The sequence below is a fragment of the Flagellimonas sp. 389 genome, assembly GCF_018449435.1.
GTDB lineage: Bacteria > Bacteroidota > Bacteroidia > Flavobacteriales > Flavobacteriaceae > Flagellimonas.
In genome coordinates this window covers 315,999-331,562 of the sequence record NZ_JAHCMU010000001.1, presented here as the reverse complement: position 1 = coordinate 331,562, position 15,564 = coordinate 315,999, and the positions used below count along the sequence as shown (strand labels likewise).

The following is a 15,564-nucleotide window of genomic DNA, read 5'->3' as shown; positions in this document are numbered from 1 at the left end:
CAAACTAAACTAATTCTAAAAATGAGGCTAAAGAATTTAAGTTACGTTCTTTTCTTGATGATTACCAGTCAAGCAATTGGACAACTAATTACCGGAACAGTCACATCAAGTGATGGACCCTTGCCGGGGGCATCTGTTTTTATTAAGGGCACACAAGTAGGCATGGTTACAGACTTTGATGGAAAGTACATGCTGGACAAAGTAAATAATGGAGCTGTTTTGGTCTTTTCATATGTTGGATTTAAGACAAGGGAGATTTCTTATACAGGCCAAAAAGAGCTGGATGTTACTCTTGTTGAGGACCTGTTCAATTTGGATGAGGTTGTAATCGTTACTTATGGGACACAAAGAAACACACCTGTATCGGTCATTGATGCTGAGGAGTTGAGTGAGTTTCCTACCACGGACATTGGTCAAGCCTTGCAAGGTAGGGCAGCTGGTGTAAATATTACGAATGGAGGCTCGCCAGGATCACAAACTTTGATACAGATACGTGGAGTCAATACTTTTGGTGATGGCACTCCGCTTTTCGTAGTAGATGGAGTTTTTACCAATAGTATCAACAGTCTTGATTTGGCAAGTGTTGAAAAAATTGATGTTTTGAAAGATGCGGCGTCCCTTTCGGTTTATGGTTCAAGGGGTACCAATGGTGTAATTCTGATAACGACCAAGAAAGGTCGAGTGGGAAAAGCATCGTTTAAATTGGAAGCTTCTACAGGTGTTCAAGAGTTTAATAGACGCTACGACCTTCTTAATACGGAACAGTACATTCAATATCTAAGAGAGGTCAATGCTTTGGCAGGACAAAATGGAGGGCCGGACTTTCCAGTCGGGAGAATCAATGATAACCCTCAATTTGATGGTAATGGTGTGGATACCGATTGGCAAGAAGCCTATTTTCGCCAAGCACCTATGTACAACATAAGTGGTAACGTAAATGGCGGTAGTGAAAAAGCAAAATATAATTTAAGTTTTTCCCGATTGGACCAACAGGGAGTATTTGTAGAAACCGGCTTTACACGTACTACACTCAACGTAAATACAGATGCCAGTATTTCTAATTGGTTGGATATTGGTCAAACACTTTCATTGGCCCATAATGAAACAGTATTTCCTGAGAGGGATGGGGGGCGTGATCCCCTGCAAAATATTATAGGGCAAGCTCCCTATGTTCCGGTGGTAGGGGATAGCGGTCTTTTTGGAGGGACTAACGCAGATGACCTTAACGATTCCCGAAATCAAATAAGAATACAAGATAACCAGGACAACTTGACAAGATTTTCTTCTGCTATAGGGAGTCTTTTTGCAAACTTCAAACTAGCTAAAGGACTTTCATTCAGGTCTCAATTTGGTCTCAACGCTAATTTATTATTGCAGGATTCCGAGATAAGAGCTTTTGAAGAAGATGGCGGAAGGTTCGCAAACCCAATTAATTTTATCAATAAAACAAGACAAACTTTATCACAGACAATCTTCACCAATACGTTAGTTTTTGATAGGGATTTTGATAAACATTCCGTTAATATTTCAGCTGTTTTGGAGCAAACACAGATACAGTTGGAGTCAACTTCGATATCTGACAATAATGAGGTGTCTTCAGCGATTCCAGAAGCTTTTTCACCCAATGCAAGGGCTACTTCGTTCTCGGTACCCGAAAACCTAAACTCTATTCTTTTTCTTGGAGGATATGAATTTGATAATCGATATTCTGTTAGTGGTTCTGGAAGGCGTGATACGTCATCAAGATTTTCACCGGAAAATGCATCACAATGGTTTTTTTCTGGGGCGTTAGGATGGAACGTATCAAATGAAGAATGGTTTAATGTGAAAGCCATTAACAGTTTAAAACTTAGAGCAAGTTATGGGGAAACAGGAAATAATAGAACTGGAAATGCCGTAAACGCATTCTTGCCTACACTGGGTCTAAATCTCCCGGCTTCTTTAGGAGATGAAACATCTCCAGGTATAAGTCCTAATAATGCTGCTAATGCCGACTTACGGTGGGAAACACAGATAAAGCAAAACTATGGTCTAAATGCAGGCTTTTTAAACGATCAAATTCAGTTCGGTGCCGACTATTATAAGAACCGCAGTGAAGACCTTTTGATTCCGGTTGAATTGCCTTCCTCGGCAGGGATTCCAGGGAACGCCCAAACGGGTTCTACCGTAATTAGAAATGTAGGTGTCGTGGAAGTAGATGGTTTTGAATTTACTTTGGGCTATAATGACTATGAGGGTAAATTTAAATGGAATTTTTGGGCAAATTTAACTACCAATCGAAGTATTGTAGAAAATCTTGGCGTATCTGGAGAACCAATAGAAAGGGCAAGGTTGAACCCTCCCTTCGCTTCTGCATTGAACAGGTTGGCAGTGAACGAAGCGCCGTTTCACTTTTTTGGTCTGGTGGCAGATGGAGTTTATTCTACTCAGGAACAGGTGGATGCCGAACTACCGAACAATGACGATGCTGCGGTACCGGTTCAAGCAGGAGATGTAAGATTTCTTGATCTCAACGGAGATGGCCTAATAAATTTGGAGGACAGGGACGTTATTGGGAACCCTAATCCAGATTTTACCTACGCTATCAATCTTAGGGCAGAATATAATGGTTGGGATTTTGATATCTTGTTCAATGGAGTACAAGGTGTGGATGCCTTTAACAGTAATATATTTTACTTGGAAGGGCTAGAAACAGGACTAAACTATGGAGCCAGGGTATTGCGCAGATGGCAAAACCCCGGTGATATTACAGATATACCTCGATTTAGATTTGGAACGAATATCAATAATGAAATTTCTTCAAGATATATAGAGGACGCTTCATACCTTAGGCTAAGAAATGTTACTGTCGGATATACATTTCCCAATACTTTGATAAATAAGTCAGGCAACGGTATTATTAAAAAATTACGGTTTTATGTACAAGGACAGAACCTTCTGACATTTACAAACTACACAGGATTAGATCCCGAAATAGCTCCTTTTTACAATGCGCAAGGTTTGGTTGATGGCCTGGGCATTGATAGAAGTGCCCAACCCCGACCCGTTACGGTCTTGAGCGGAGTTCAAATAGAATTTTAAATAAATAAAAATTGTTAACATGAAAAGAATCGGTAATTATTATATAAAGAGCACTGTGCTACTCTTTACGCTGTTCTTCTTGTCCTGTGATGATAATGTACCTGTGGAAAACACAAATGCATTGAATCCTGAGATTTTCTTTGAATCATTAAGTCAAATCGAAGCTGCGGTAAACTCAAGTTATAATCAATTTCAGATTTTATATCAACGTGATGGATATGTTTTGCCAGATGCAATATCAGATGAGGTGGTTTCCAGTGGAGATGCAAATTTTGCTCCCTTTAATAGATTTGAGTTAAACCCAACCATCCCTAATATTGCATTGTTTTGGACGGCATGTTTTAATGGTGTAGGGGCCTGTAATTTTGTAATTGGAAATGAGGAACGGATGCGAACGAATGCTGTTACGAGTGATTTTACGGATGCTGACGTTGATAATGCCTTGGGTCAAGCCTACTTTCTGAGAGGACTCTATTACTATCATCTGGTAAAACGTTTTGGGGGCGTTCCTCTTAAAATTGATTTGGAAACTCAATTGGAAGATACACCAAGAGCCACTGCTGATGAAATTTATGGTCAAATGATAGCAGATTTAAAACTTTCAGCGCAATTGACACTTCCCAAGGGATCGACAGAGGTAGGAAGGGTTACCAGGGAAGCGGCTTATGCGCTGTTGGGTAAAGTTTACCTGCATCGGGAAATGTTTTCTGAGGCGAAAGAAGCTTTTAGCAATGTTGCAAATCACACCTTACTGCCCTTGGAAGATTATCGTGATAACTTCAGCGAATCTGGAGAGCATAATGATGAGTCCATGTTTGAAATAGGATATAATGGCGAAGTGGGAACGGAACAGGAACGTTGGGCACAAACTGGTATAGGTACTTCCGAAGTAACTTTCCGTTCGCAAGATTACACAGGATGGGGGAATGCGCGACCTTCCGAAAAAGTCATTGCCGAATTTGAGGAGGATGATCCTAGGCAAAGTGTTGCCATTTTATTCACGGATAGCCTTTATGGTCCAGCTAACAACCTTGCTTTTCCTGGTCAGTCAGGTTCTGTTGGGGCACCGGTCTGGTATAAATTTTCACAATTATATGATGAAGTGGCCGTATCCGAAAATAGTGGTATAAATGTTAGAATACTTCGTTATGCAGATGTTATCTTGATGCAGGCCGAAGTTGAATTGAACTTGGGTAATAATGAAGCAGCAGTAGATTTTCTAAATCAGATAAGAAATCGTGCAGGGATGCCAGAGTATGGAACTGCCGTAATGGATGCACGGGGATTTCCGGTGAATACCTCGGAACAGGTCTTTAACGCCATTGTCCATGAACGATTTGTGGAACTTTGTGGGGAACAACAACGTTTTGATGATTTGGTACGATGGAATTTGGATGACCAAGAACTTTCCATTTTCCCCGATGCCAACTTTAATAATCCAGACCCCTCGTTACGAGTTGTTCGGAATTATGATCCCAATGTACACAGGGTCATGCCAATACCGCAGAACGAAATTGATAGCAACACTGCCATTGGACCAGGTGATCAAAATCCCGGGTATTAAGATTGTATTGAGTTAGTTTAGTTAATTCGAATGAGCGGAGATTTAATTTTCGCTCATTTACTTTATCGGTACTTTTAGGAAATAGTTTAATTGTAAGACGTTTAAAACAAAAGGAAGTATGTTACGGGCTTTAATAGTAGTGGGTGTATTGGTATGCTTCAGCTGTGCGGATAAGACCAATGATATCGAAAAAGACGAAAATATAAACGAGGATAATATCATTTTTACCAAGCTTTCGGCTAAAACTACGGGAATAGCTTTTGAAAATACACTAGTAGAGACAGATACATTAAACTACTTTACCTATCCCTATTTATATATGGGAGGAGGGGTGTCTGCCGGAGATATCAATAACGATGGCTTTATGGACCTCTTTTTTTCAGGAAACATGGTCGAGAACAAACTCTACCTAAACAACGGAGATTTAACGTTTACGGATATTACTTCAGAATCTGGTTTAGAGGGCGATAATAGATGGTATACCGGAACTACCATGGCCGATGTAAATGGAGATGGGCTCTTGGATATCTATTGTTTGGTAGCTGGTCAATCCGGTACTAAAAAGAACCAGCTCTTCATCAATCAAGGCGACAATACTTTTGTAGAAAAGGCTGCTGAGTTTGGTCTAGATGATGGAGGAAATAGTGTAGATGCCACTTTTTTTGATTTTGACAATGATGGTGACTTGGATGTATTCGTTGCCAATTATCCTATAACACCATTTGAATACAATAGTCATCACTACAAGATGCGAATGGATAGGGTAACCGATTTAGAAACAGATAACCTGTACAGGAACGATAGCGGACATTTTACAAAAATCACGGAATCTTCTGGAGTAAAACTATACAGTCTTTCTTTGAGCGTTACGGCATCCGATTTAAACGACGATGGTTGGACAGATCTTTATGTATCCAATGATTTTGGTACTCCGGATTGCATGTACATCAACCAAAAAGACGGTACATTCAAAAATGAGATCAAGAATGCAACCGTGCATACAGCATTTTACGGAATGGGCGTAGATATCGCCGACTTCAACAATGATGGGTATTTTGATATCATCCAAATGGATATGGATGCTGCTTCAAACCGCAGGTCCAAGGCCAATATGGCCAGTATGAACCCCGAACTCTTTGAGAATATTGAACGCGTGGGATTCCAGTATCAATTTATGCAGAATGCGTTACAGATGAATACGGGATTCAGTCATAACGGCATTCCAAAACTCAAGGATATCTCCCGCTTGGCGGGTGTTTCATCAACAGACTGGAGTTGGGCTCCTTTATTGGCAGATTTTGATAATGATGGCTTTAAAGATCTTTTCGTTTCCAATGGAACTCGAAGGGAAATAAACAATAAGGACTATTTTGAAAGCCTTAAAGGAGAAAAGAAGCATAAAGACAGTTTGTTGGTCAAAAGTCTTCGTATTCCATCTGAACCTATTGATAATTATATTTTTAAAAATAATGGAGACCTTACTTTTTCAAGAAGCAATAAAACATGGGGCATAGAGGATAAAGGCTTTTCAAATGGTGCCGTTTATGTGGATTTGGATAATGATGGAGATCTAGAACTGGTTACCAATAATATAGATAAAGCAGTATCTGTATTCGAAAACCATAGCTCGGACATCAACAACCATATTACTTTAGCTTTTAAGGGGAATTCAAAAAATAGATACGGTATAGGTGCCAAAGTGCATGTATTTCATAACAAAATTCATCAAGTTCAGGAAGTTACATTGAGCAGGGGTTTTCAGTCCTCCATAGCACCAAAACTTCATTTTGGCTTGGGTAAAGATGAGCTAATAGATAGCCTTATTGTGATATGGCCCAATCAAAAAATACAGAAACTGACCAATGTTGAGGTTAATGCCAATTTGGTATTGGATTTGGAACTGGCTAAAAATGAAATTAAAAAAAACAATGTTGCTGCCAAACTATTTGATAGCTATTCGGACACCTTAGCGCTTTACAAGCATAAAGAAAATAACTATGATGATTTTAAGAATGAAATTCTCTTACCACACAAGACGTCGAGATTTGGACCTGGTTTAGCTGTTGGCGATTTAAATGGTGATGGCTTGGATGACTTTTATATTGGTGCTGCTACAAAATATCCGGGAGGCTTGTTTTTCCAAAAAGTGAACGGTTCTTTTGAACAACAAAAATTGGAGATTCTTCTACAAGATAGGATGTACGAAGATATTGGTGCACTAATTTTCGATGCTGACGGCGATGGGGACAATGATCTTTACATTGTTAGCGGGGGTAATGAGTTCAAGCCAGGCTCTCCGATGCTTCAGGATAGACTTTACATCAATCAAGGGAAAGGAAATTTTGTAAAAGATACAAATGCACTACCACAGCTATTTGAGAGTGGCAGTAGAGTCTATGCCTGTGATTTTGATAAAGACGGTGACCAAGATCTATTTGTGGGCGGAAGATTGATTCCCGGAAACTATCCTTATCCTGCTACGAGTTATATCTTAGAAAATATAAGCAAACCAGGTACTCCTACATTTATCAATGCAACCCGTAAAATTGCACCGGATTTCAATCAGATGGGGTTGGTAACAGCTGCGCAATGGCTGGATTATGATAATGATGGATGGAAAGACTTGGCGATTACGGGAGAATGGATGAAGTTGCGAATTTTTAGGAACGAAGAGGGACAAGGTTTTAAAGAAATGACCAAAGCGTTAGGTCTGGACGATACTATGGGCTGGTGGTTCGGTCTAAAGGCAAGTGACATTGACAATGATGGTGATATAGATCTTGTTGCCGGAAATCTTGGTGAAAATTATAAATATAAAGCTTCTGAAAATGCAACTTTCGATGTTTTCTTAAATGATTTTGATGGAAACAGAACCAATGATATTGTTTTGAGTTATTATAATGATGGGGAGCAATACCCGGTAAGGGGGAGGGAATGTACTTCACAACAGATGCCATCGATGAAAAAGAAGTTTGAAAATTATGATGCCTTTTCCAAAGCTACTTTGGTAGATGTATATGGGGAAAAAAAGCTGGAAAGCAGCATTCATTACCAAGTATCGTCCTTTAAAAGTGCCATTTTTATTAATGAAGATGGAAAGTTTAAGAGAAATAATTTACCGCTAAGAGCTCAAATAGCTCCAACAAACCAAATATTAATTGCGGATTTTGATTTAGATGGTGTAAAGGATATTGTTATGGGGGGCAATTTATTTGCATCCGAAGTAGAAACCCCTAGAGCTGATGCTGGCCACGGAATGTTCTTAAAAGGATTGAACAACAAAACATTTGAAACAAAAACTCCACAAGAAACCGGACTTTTTATGGATGGCGACGTAAAAGATTTAGCTACGATTACTATACAGGGGAAGCCCTACATATTGGTGGCCCAAAACAATGATTTTTTAAAATTCATTACTGTTAAAATTCAAATGAAATTTTGAGACACATTATTGTAAAGTAATGTTGAAATTAGACTAACTGTATCTTATTTATTGGCTTCCACAATAATATCGGCAATTTCACCAAAGGGCCAAGTCAGGTTCTGTCTATTGAAAATAGCGAGCCCATCATTGGAAACATTGCTATTTCCGTTATCCCACCAAACACTTGAAAAGCCTCTTTCCGCAGCGGCTTGGGCATAAAATGTTGCATGGGCAATACGGTCATCCAAGTTACTTTGGTTGCCAGAGGCCCATTCCCCTAATACCACAGCTTTTCCATTGTCAGTAAATTTAGCCTTTATCCGATCCATTTCAGCCCCGAGCTGTGCTTTGTCCTCATCCGTGCCCCAAGTGCTGTCGGTTCCCTCTAATGTGAAAGGGAACGGAAAATAGGAATGTAGGGAGATTATTGTTCTTTGGTCATCATTTGGAACGATCAGGGCGTCCATGGCAAGAGATAATGTACTGGCGGCATAGGTAGAAATCATGATTTGCCTTAAACTGTTGTTTCCTCCAGTGGCCCGAATAGCATCTAAACTCACTTGGTGATATTGGTTGACCATATCCCTTCCTTCGAGAGTTCCGCCCGTCCATTCTTCTGGGGAGTTTTCAAAGCGGGGTTCGTTTAGCGTTTCAAAAATTAAGTAGTCGCTATAGTTTTTGAATCTATTCGCAATTTGTGTCCATAGTTTGGAAAGCCTGTCCTTTACTTCATCACCTTTTTCATAAGTAGGTATAATCCAAGGATCGTCATGATGTACGTTGATGATGACATACATGTTATTGGCTCTTCCATAATTAACCACTTCTTCAACCCTATCAAACCAACTTTCCTCTATGGTATAACTGGGGGCATCTCCCTGATGAAAACGCCAGGTAACAGGTACTCTCAATGTATTGAACCCTCGGTTGGACACTTCATCTATCATAGCTTGTGTTGTTGCGGGATTACCCCAAAAGGTTTCATCTGGGCCTTCGGCGTCTAGGCTATTTCCTAAATTCCATCCTGTCTTCATTTCGGCAACAATTTCAACAGATGAAAGGTTTCGCATTACTCCATCATCAAATTCACTGGCAGCACCACTTTCTTCACTAGGGTTTTCGTTTACTGGTTGCTCCTGGACACCCTCTTCTCTTGGTACAATAGTTATGCTCCCAGATTCTGAACCGCAAGAAATGATATGAAATAAAACAACAAATGCTAACGTGAAATTTTTCATCTTAATCATCAATTTTTACTATCAAATTTAGCCAAAGCTGTTTTCAGTAAATAATAGTAATGATGTAAAAGTTACAAGAAATGTAGCATTAGGGGACTAATGATTTTGAAGTACCGTCCCATAATTTCATTATATGTAATACCTCCTGCGAAATTCATATAGGCATTGATCATAAGGATAACTGCTTCTAAATATGGATTCGCTAGCCAAGTTTCTTTCAAAAGCGAATCATAAATTTCGTAAAACTTGTCCCAAGATTGATTCAATAACAATTGAATTCTAGTTTAAAGTGGAAATATTAAGGGAAGTTAACAAATTGAAAAAGCCCCCGAACTCTCGGAGGCCTTGATTTTACTGGCGGTCTGGACGGGACTCGAACCTTGCTCAGCGAGCCCAATCGACGTGGCACTTCTGCCAAATATCTTCATTAATGTTGACGATTTGTGACCTATTTTCAATGATTGATAGCTCAACTTGTTTTCGTCTGATGCAAAAGTAGTAATTCTTTTCAATTAATAGTATTTAATATTGATAAAAATAAACTGATTGGTACAATTATCATATCAACCTTTTTAACAGAAGGCGTTCTGTCTTTGTTATCCCACTCAGCACATTCCCCTACATTTCGCGAAAAGCTTCATTCCGAGAAAGGAGCTTCACTACATAATTCTTGGACACAATCCCCAATTTCAGCTTTCCATTCCGTTAACCCTTCCCGATGCTCTGGGAAGGAACACTACATTCCCTAGCAAAAATTGTGAATTAAGTCCGCCTTTCATCGGAAAGCCATCACTTCGGTTTTCTTAACAGAATTTGCGGTAAGCCCTTCTTGAGTGCTTCCTCGAAAATCCTTAAAAACCAAACCGCTGTCTTACACATTTTAAGGGGTTTATAATGTATAAAGCCTTTATTGTTTTTCGGGTCGTCGAAAAACAGGAACGACATAACCAATTCTAATTTAACCACAGCTACTTATTTCGCTTAACTATCGGTACGCTCAAACGCAACTGCGTTTAAAAGAATTGCTAATGCCCTTATGGAACTTGTCAAGACTATACAAGTTTTAGTAAAAAATAAGGTTTCTACTTCCTTGAAAATGCGAGCATTTTACTACGTCGCAAACACACCTGATTTTACCCTAAAAGTCTTGACAAAACCCACTCTATCCATTGTGCGGTGCACGAAAGAAAAGAACAAACACCCCTTAAAATTTAATCTGTTTTAAATCAATAGGGGAAATTATAAATCACTTAAATATTTTATTATGAGTACTATTAAAAATCACGTACAGTTAATTGGAAACATTGGACAAGAACCAACAATTACGAACCTTGAAAGCGGAAAGAAAGTAGCCCGTTTTTCAATCGCTACAAATGAGTATTACAAAGATAGCAAAGGCGAAAAACAAACAGATACGAATTGGCATACAGTTGTAGCCTGGGGCAAGACTGCTGAAATCGTAGAAAAGTATGTTGTTAAGGGTAAGGAAGTTGGTGTAACTGGGAAACTTAAAACAAGAACCTACACAACTGATGATGGTAACCAACGCTATGTAACGGAAGTTGTAGCAGATGAAATCCTTTTACTCGGAAGTAAAGGCGATAACTAAACCTAAAACGAAAGAGGGCGTAACCGTCGAAAGATGCGCCCTCTTTTTCATTATTCACACTTAATTATATACACAATGAAAACACAAGTTAATGAAATAAAAATAAGTTACCACGGTGGTATCAAATCTAAAAATTGGGTAAAAGTATCTACCTCGTCTCAAGCTGCAGAAGTCCTATTTGAACATTGGGATAAAAGCACAATGCAATTACAAGAGACATTTAAAATTGTACTCTTGAATAACAGCAATAAAGTAAAAGGTATTTGCCAAATTTCGCAAGGTGGAATTGTGGGAACATTGGTTGATATGCGCATCCTTTTTGCCACTGTTTTAAAATCACTTTCCGTAGGATTGATATTAGCACATAATCACCCGAGTGGCAAGTTAGAGCCAAGTGAGGCAGACATAAAATTGACAAATAGAATTAAGAAAGCTGCATCTGTTTTTGACATCAGACTGTTAGACCATTTAATATTTGCACCCGATGGAGATTACTATAGTTTTTCTGATAATGGAATTTTGTAAAACGAACAGCTATGGTATATCTCAATTTTACAGACCTGAGCGAAGAGACTCAAAACCGATTATTGGAAAATTCCAAAGAAGATGTGAAACGAAAATTTGGCGATAGTATTCGCAAATACGTAAATAAAAATCACACCTGTTTTGAAACTATGATTGAAGAAGAAGCGATGCGAAACTTATATTCGTATACCTATGTTTTCAATCCTTAAAATTTGAAACCTTGATTGACGCACCTCTATATTTTTAGAGGTGTTTTTGCATACAATTCAAATCCTATTCAAGAAAAAAAATGTATATTTACAATGCTGAAATTCAGCATACAAATTAAAGTAGGGTTATCCAATTTTTGACTTTCGCCGATACCCTTACACATCAAATAAATCACATATCGGAGAATCATTTTTCCTAAAAATGGCAATCGACTTTTTAGTCGGATTGTATGGATTTTTGTCCCGCGAGCGGGACGAAAAGGAATAGCAAGAGGGTAACACGCTGCGCGATGTTTCGGATTCCTTTTCGTTTTCAAATAGCTGATTTCCAGTGATTTGAATATATTTTAATTTCCTAACTATCAGCTATTTGCGACAAACGGGCTGTAAACGCCCATTTTTAGGGAAGATTTTGCGACAAATAGGCGAAATATGGACTCATTTATTGGAATTAGATTTAAAAAGGAAACTGCAAAACGTTTCCAAACATTCTCACGCACTTACTTCAAATCGCACACCGAAGCGATGACTACAATGCTCGATTTCTTCTTCTACAACGAAATATCGCCAAAAGAAAAATTAGGTCCGACAGGGCGAACCATTGAAGCAAAACTCTTAAAAAGAATAAATGCAGTTATTGCCATAATGAGAGACGTAGAAAAGACACAAACAAAACCTACGGTAGCGATGATTCAATCCCTTTTTAAAACAGAAGAACCAACCAAGAAACCGCTGATTGTAGAAAAGAAATATGCCGAAGAAAAAAAGGAAGTACGCTTTCGCGAAAAGCAAAACCCAAGCAATCAGCTCTAAATATTTGAGCTATGTATATCACAATCACACCTCAAAAATTGGGCAACAATTACTCACAAAGTTCAGCGGATTTTGTAGGCTATTTAGAGAAAGAAAATGAAGGTTTGGAACAACAGGATATGGAACATTTTTTTAATCAATATAGCGACGAGATTTCCGCTGAAGAAGTGGTCAAGGAAATTGGCGGTAACACCGCAAAACTGAAAAAGAAAGAACCCAAGTTTTATTCGATTACAGTCAGTCCTTCAAAATATGAATTAAGAAAATTGCAAAATAACAGCCAAGATTTAAAGGCGTACACTCGTGAGTTGATGAAGGATTATGTGGCATCCTTTAATCGGGAAATTAACGGACGACCCATTACGGTTGATGATGTAAAATACTTTGCGAAAATCGAACATCTGAGAACTTTTAAAGGAACAGATTTTCAGATTAAAGAAAACCAACCGTATGCAACGAAAATACTTCAGCTCAAAACGGAAATTCGAAATATCCAAGAAGGACGAGCTGAGGGAAATATTAAGAGGATGAAAAAGGAAATTGCTAAACTCGAAAAACAAGCACCGCACCAACAAAATGGAAAACGGATAGTCCAAGGAATGAAAAAGGACGGTGAGCAAAGCCACATCCATATCATCGTGAGCCGAAAGGATGCTTCTAATTCTGTAAGTCTTTCACCTGGTAGCAAACACAAAGCTTCAGAAGTTGAAATGCACGGTAAAACTGTAAAACGAGGTTTTGACCGTGATGCGTTTTTCGCGAAAGCGGAACAAACCTTTGATAAAACTTTTGGATATAAGCGAAACTATGCAGAGACCTACAAGGCGAAAAAAACATTTGTCAAGAACCCAAATCTTTACTTTTCTGCCTTGATGAAACTGCCAGCCAACGAGAAGGCATTGGCATTCAAAATCATAAGCAAATCAGGATTGCCTGTTGTGCCAGGTATTCCAGTAAGTCAGGCGCAAATTGCGCTACGTGTTTTCAAAAGATTAAGACGTGGCGCTGAAATAGCAATTAAATCAAGTTCCATTGGAATTTAACGTGTATGCAGGTAGATAATCTCATAACGACACTTTCAATTATTGGACTGACCAGTATCGTTTTCTATGCGGTTTTTCAGGTAAGTCGGTATGCCTTTATCATCAATATTCTCGTGCTTGGTGCAATGGTCTTTTATTTAAAAGAGGAAAACGCATTGACTATTATTGCCCTGTATTTGGTTTGCCCTCTCATATTAATTAACATAGGAATGTATGTGTTTCTTCATAAAACGGACGAGCCGATAAATGGCGAAGGTAAATATCAGGTCAACTTCGCTACCACCAAAGGCAATTTTAAATTAGACAATATTAAACGTGGCGCATCTATCATAGGTTCTGCGGGAAGTGGTAAAACCGAAAGCGTTGCATATGGATTCTTGAAACACTTTCGAAAGGAAGGTTTTTGTGGTATCATCCACGATTACAAAGATTTCGAGCTTACTGAAATGGCATATCCACTTTTCAAGGATAGCGATATTCCGTTTAAGGTTATTTCCTTTGATAAAATTATCCATCGGGTAAATCCTATTGCACCACGCTATTTAGAGAACGAGGAAAGCGTAAATGAGGTGTCACGGGTGTTAATTGAAAACCTTTTAGAGCAAAGAGAAAGCGGAACAACTGGCACGACAAAATTCTTCAACGATGCTGCTGAAGGTTTGATTGGTGGTTTGATTTGGAAACTAAAAACTGACTATCCTAAATATTGCACCCTACCTCATTTAATAGCTATTTATCAATTATTGGACACGGATAGTCTTATCCAATTTTTAGAAACAAATACAACATCGAGAGCAATGGCTGATGCTTTTATTAGTGGCAAGGATTCAGATAGGCAGACCGCTGGTGTAAAAAGTACTCTGGCCAATGCGCTAAAGCGAATTAGCACACAACGCATTTTTATGGCATTGTCCGGAGACGAAGTACCACTGAATATTAATAGCGAAAATAATCCTGCAATCATTTCCGTAGTGAACAACCCAAAATTTGAGACCTCTTACTCGCCTGTAATCGCAACTATTATTCACACGATTACCAAGCAAATGAGTGTGCGAAATTCAAAACCTTCATTTTTGTTGATGGAAGAAGCGCCTACCATCCGATTATTGAATATGCATCGAATTCCTGCAACGTTGCGTAGTTACGACATCGCTACTATTTACGTGATGCAGGACAAAATTCAGAACGATATGATGTATGGAGATAAGGCAAGTAAAGCCATATTGAGCAATCTATCCTATCAGTTTTTTGGTAAGGTAAATGACCCAGATACTGCTAAATACTACGAACGTTTTTTTGAAATAATAAAAGACCCGACCAAGAGTATAAGTCGTGGTCATAATCTAGATTTTGATACGCGCATTACTACGGGAGAAAAGGAAATCCCAAAGATAAGAGCCGATGTTTTCTTCAGGTTGAAACAAGGCGAATTTATTACCTATGCTGACGGGCGGGATAAGAAAGTGCAGTTTAAATTAGCTAATATTAAAAGACAGTTGCCAGAAGAAACAAAGCAGTTTTCACAAGCTGAATTGACAACCAATTTTGAAAGGGTTTATGATGATGTGCGGTCGATATTTAATTAAATGGTCCGAATAGGATTTGACTATTTTCAATATCTGGAGATAGTTCAATATAAACACCATATTGATAGCCGATTTCTTTTATGTATTCGGTTATTTTGAGAAGGTCATCACTTTTTTTCACATTTTTCCAGGACATTTTAACCTCAATGAGCAACAAGTTGTCGTCAGTATCTCTTATGTGTACGATAATATCAGGATAAACATAACTTGAGCCCTGTTCATTTTCTTCCCAATTAAGCCGTTTACCCATCAAATTTCCAACAGCATCTCCGACAGTATCGCCTCTCATCCTGTTATATTCTACATCCACTATATATCCATATTTCTGAAAGTAAGATTCTAAATAAATTGCGAGCCGATGAGTCACCGTTCTTTCGTTGATATCATAGGCGGAATCCATTAACAATGCATCTTTTGAATAAAGTTCCATCAATGATTTCCGGATTATAGAACGTATAAATGGTTTTGTCAT

Annotated in this window: 12 protein-coding genes; 9 read left to right on the top strand and 3 right to left on the bottom strand. The window is 38.6% G+C overall.

Going from position 1 to position 15,564, the window contains the following annotated elements:
- The first annotated feature begins 21 nt into the window (after positions 1 to 21).
- From KIM67_RS01465 to KIM67_RS01455, 3 genes are all read left to right on the top strand, one after another.
- Positions 22 to 3,081 (top strand): SusC/RagA family TonB-linked outer membrane protein, encoded by a 3,060-nt coding sequence (locus tag KIM67_RS01465; protein ID WP_213829597.1) that lies wholly within the window; start codon positions 22 to 24, stop codon positions 3,079 to 3,081.
- Between the two features lie 19 nt (positions 3,082 to 3,100).
- Positions 3,101 to 4,645: a RagB/SusD family nutrient uptake outer membrane protein gene (locus KIM67_RS01460; RefSeq protein ID WP_213829596.1), complete on the top strand. Its 1,545-nt coding sequence runs from the start codon at positions 3,101 to 3,103 to the stop codon at positions 4,643 to 4,645.
- Positions 4,646 to 4,763: 118 nt separating this feature from the next.
- Entirely contained in the window at positions 4,764 to 8,087 is a 3,324-nt protein-coding gene (locus tag KIM67_RS01455; protein WP_213829595.1) for an FG-GAP-like repeat-containing protein, read from the top strand.
- A 44-nt stretch (positions 8,088 to 8,131) separates the two neighbouring features.
- Here the strand turns inward: KIM67_RS01455 and KIM67_RS01450 are convergent, their stop codons facing one another.
- Positions 8,132 to 9,307: a glycoside hydrolase family 5 protein gene (locus tag KIM67_RS01450; protein ID WP_213829594.1), complete on the bottom strand. Its 1,176-nt coding sequence runs from the start codon at positions 9,305 to 9,307 to the stop codon at positions 8,132 to 8,134.
- A gap of 308 nt (positions 9,308 to 9,615) precedes the next feature.
- Complete coding sequence (locus tag KIM67_RS01445; RefSeq protein ID WP_213829593.1) at positions 9,616 to 9,819, bottom strand: hypothetical protein; 204 nt, start codon at positions 9,817 to 9,819, stop codon at positions 9,616 to 9,618.
- A 752-nt stretch (positions 9,820 to 10,571) separates the two neighbouring features.
- Between KIM67_RS01445 and KIM67_RS01440 the strand changes: the two genes are divergently transcribed.
- From KIM67_RS01440 to KIM67_RS01415, 6 genes are all read left to right on the top strand, one after another.
- Positions 10,572 to 10,916: a single-stranded DNA-binding protein gene (locus tag KIM67_RS01440; RefSeq protein WP_213829592.1), complete on the top strand. Its 345-nt coding sequence runs from the start codon at positions 10,572 to 10,574 to the stop codon at positions 10,914 to 10,916.
- A gap of 75 nt (positions 10,917 to 10,991) precedes the next feature.
- Complete coding sequence (locus tag KIM67_RS01435; RefSeq protein ID WP_213829591.1) at positions 10,992 to 11,441, top strand: JAB domain-containing protein; 450 nt, start codon at positions 10,992 to 10,994, stop codon at positions 11,439 to 11,441.
- Between the two features lie 11 nt (positions 11,442 to 11,452).
- Positions 11,453 to 11,650, top strand: a complete 198-nt coding sequence (locus KIM67_RS01430; RefSeq protein WP_213829590.1) for a hypothetical protein — start codon at positions 11,453 to 11,455, stop codon at positions 11,648 to 11,650.
- A gap of 432 nt (positions 11,651 to 12,082) precedes the next feature.
- Positions 12,083 to 12,463: a BfmA/BtgA family mobilization protein gene (locus KIM67_RS01425; RefSeq protein WP_213829589.1), complete on the top strand. Its 381-nt coding sequence runs from the start codon at positions 12,083 to 12,085 to the stop codon at positions 12,461 to 12,463.
- A gap of 11 nt (positions 12,464 to 12,474) precedes the next feature.
- Entirely contained in the window at positions 12,475 to 13,506 is a 1,032-nt protein-coding gene (mobB, locus tag KIM67_RS01420; RefSeq protein WP_213829588.1) for a MobB family relaxase, read from the top strand.
- Between the two features lie 5 nt (positions 13,507 to 13,511).
- Positions 13,512 to 15,092 (top strand): type IV secretory system conjugative DNA transfer family protein, encoded by a 1,581-nt coding sequence (locus KIM67_RS01415; RefSeq protein WP_213829587.1) that lies wholly within the window; start codon positions 13,512 to 13,514, stop codon positions 15,090 to 15,092.
- Here KIM67_RS01415 and KIM67_RS01410 read toward each other — a convergent pair.
- Positions 15,085 to 15,564: a hypothetical protein gene (locus KIM67_RS01410; RefSeq protein ID WP_213829586.1), complete on the bottom strand. Its 480-nt coding sequence runs from the start codon at positions 15,562 to 15,564 to the stop codon at positions 15,085 to 15,087. The genes KIM67_RS01415 and KIM67_RS01410 overlap by 8 nt on opposite strands.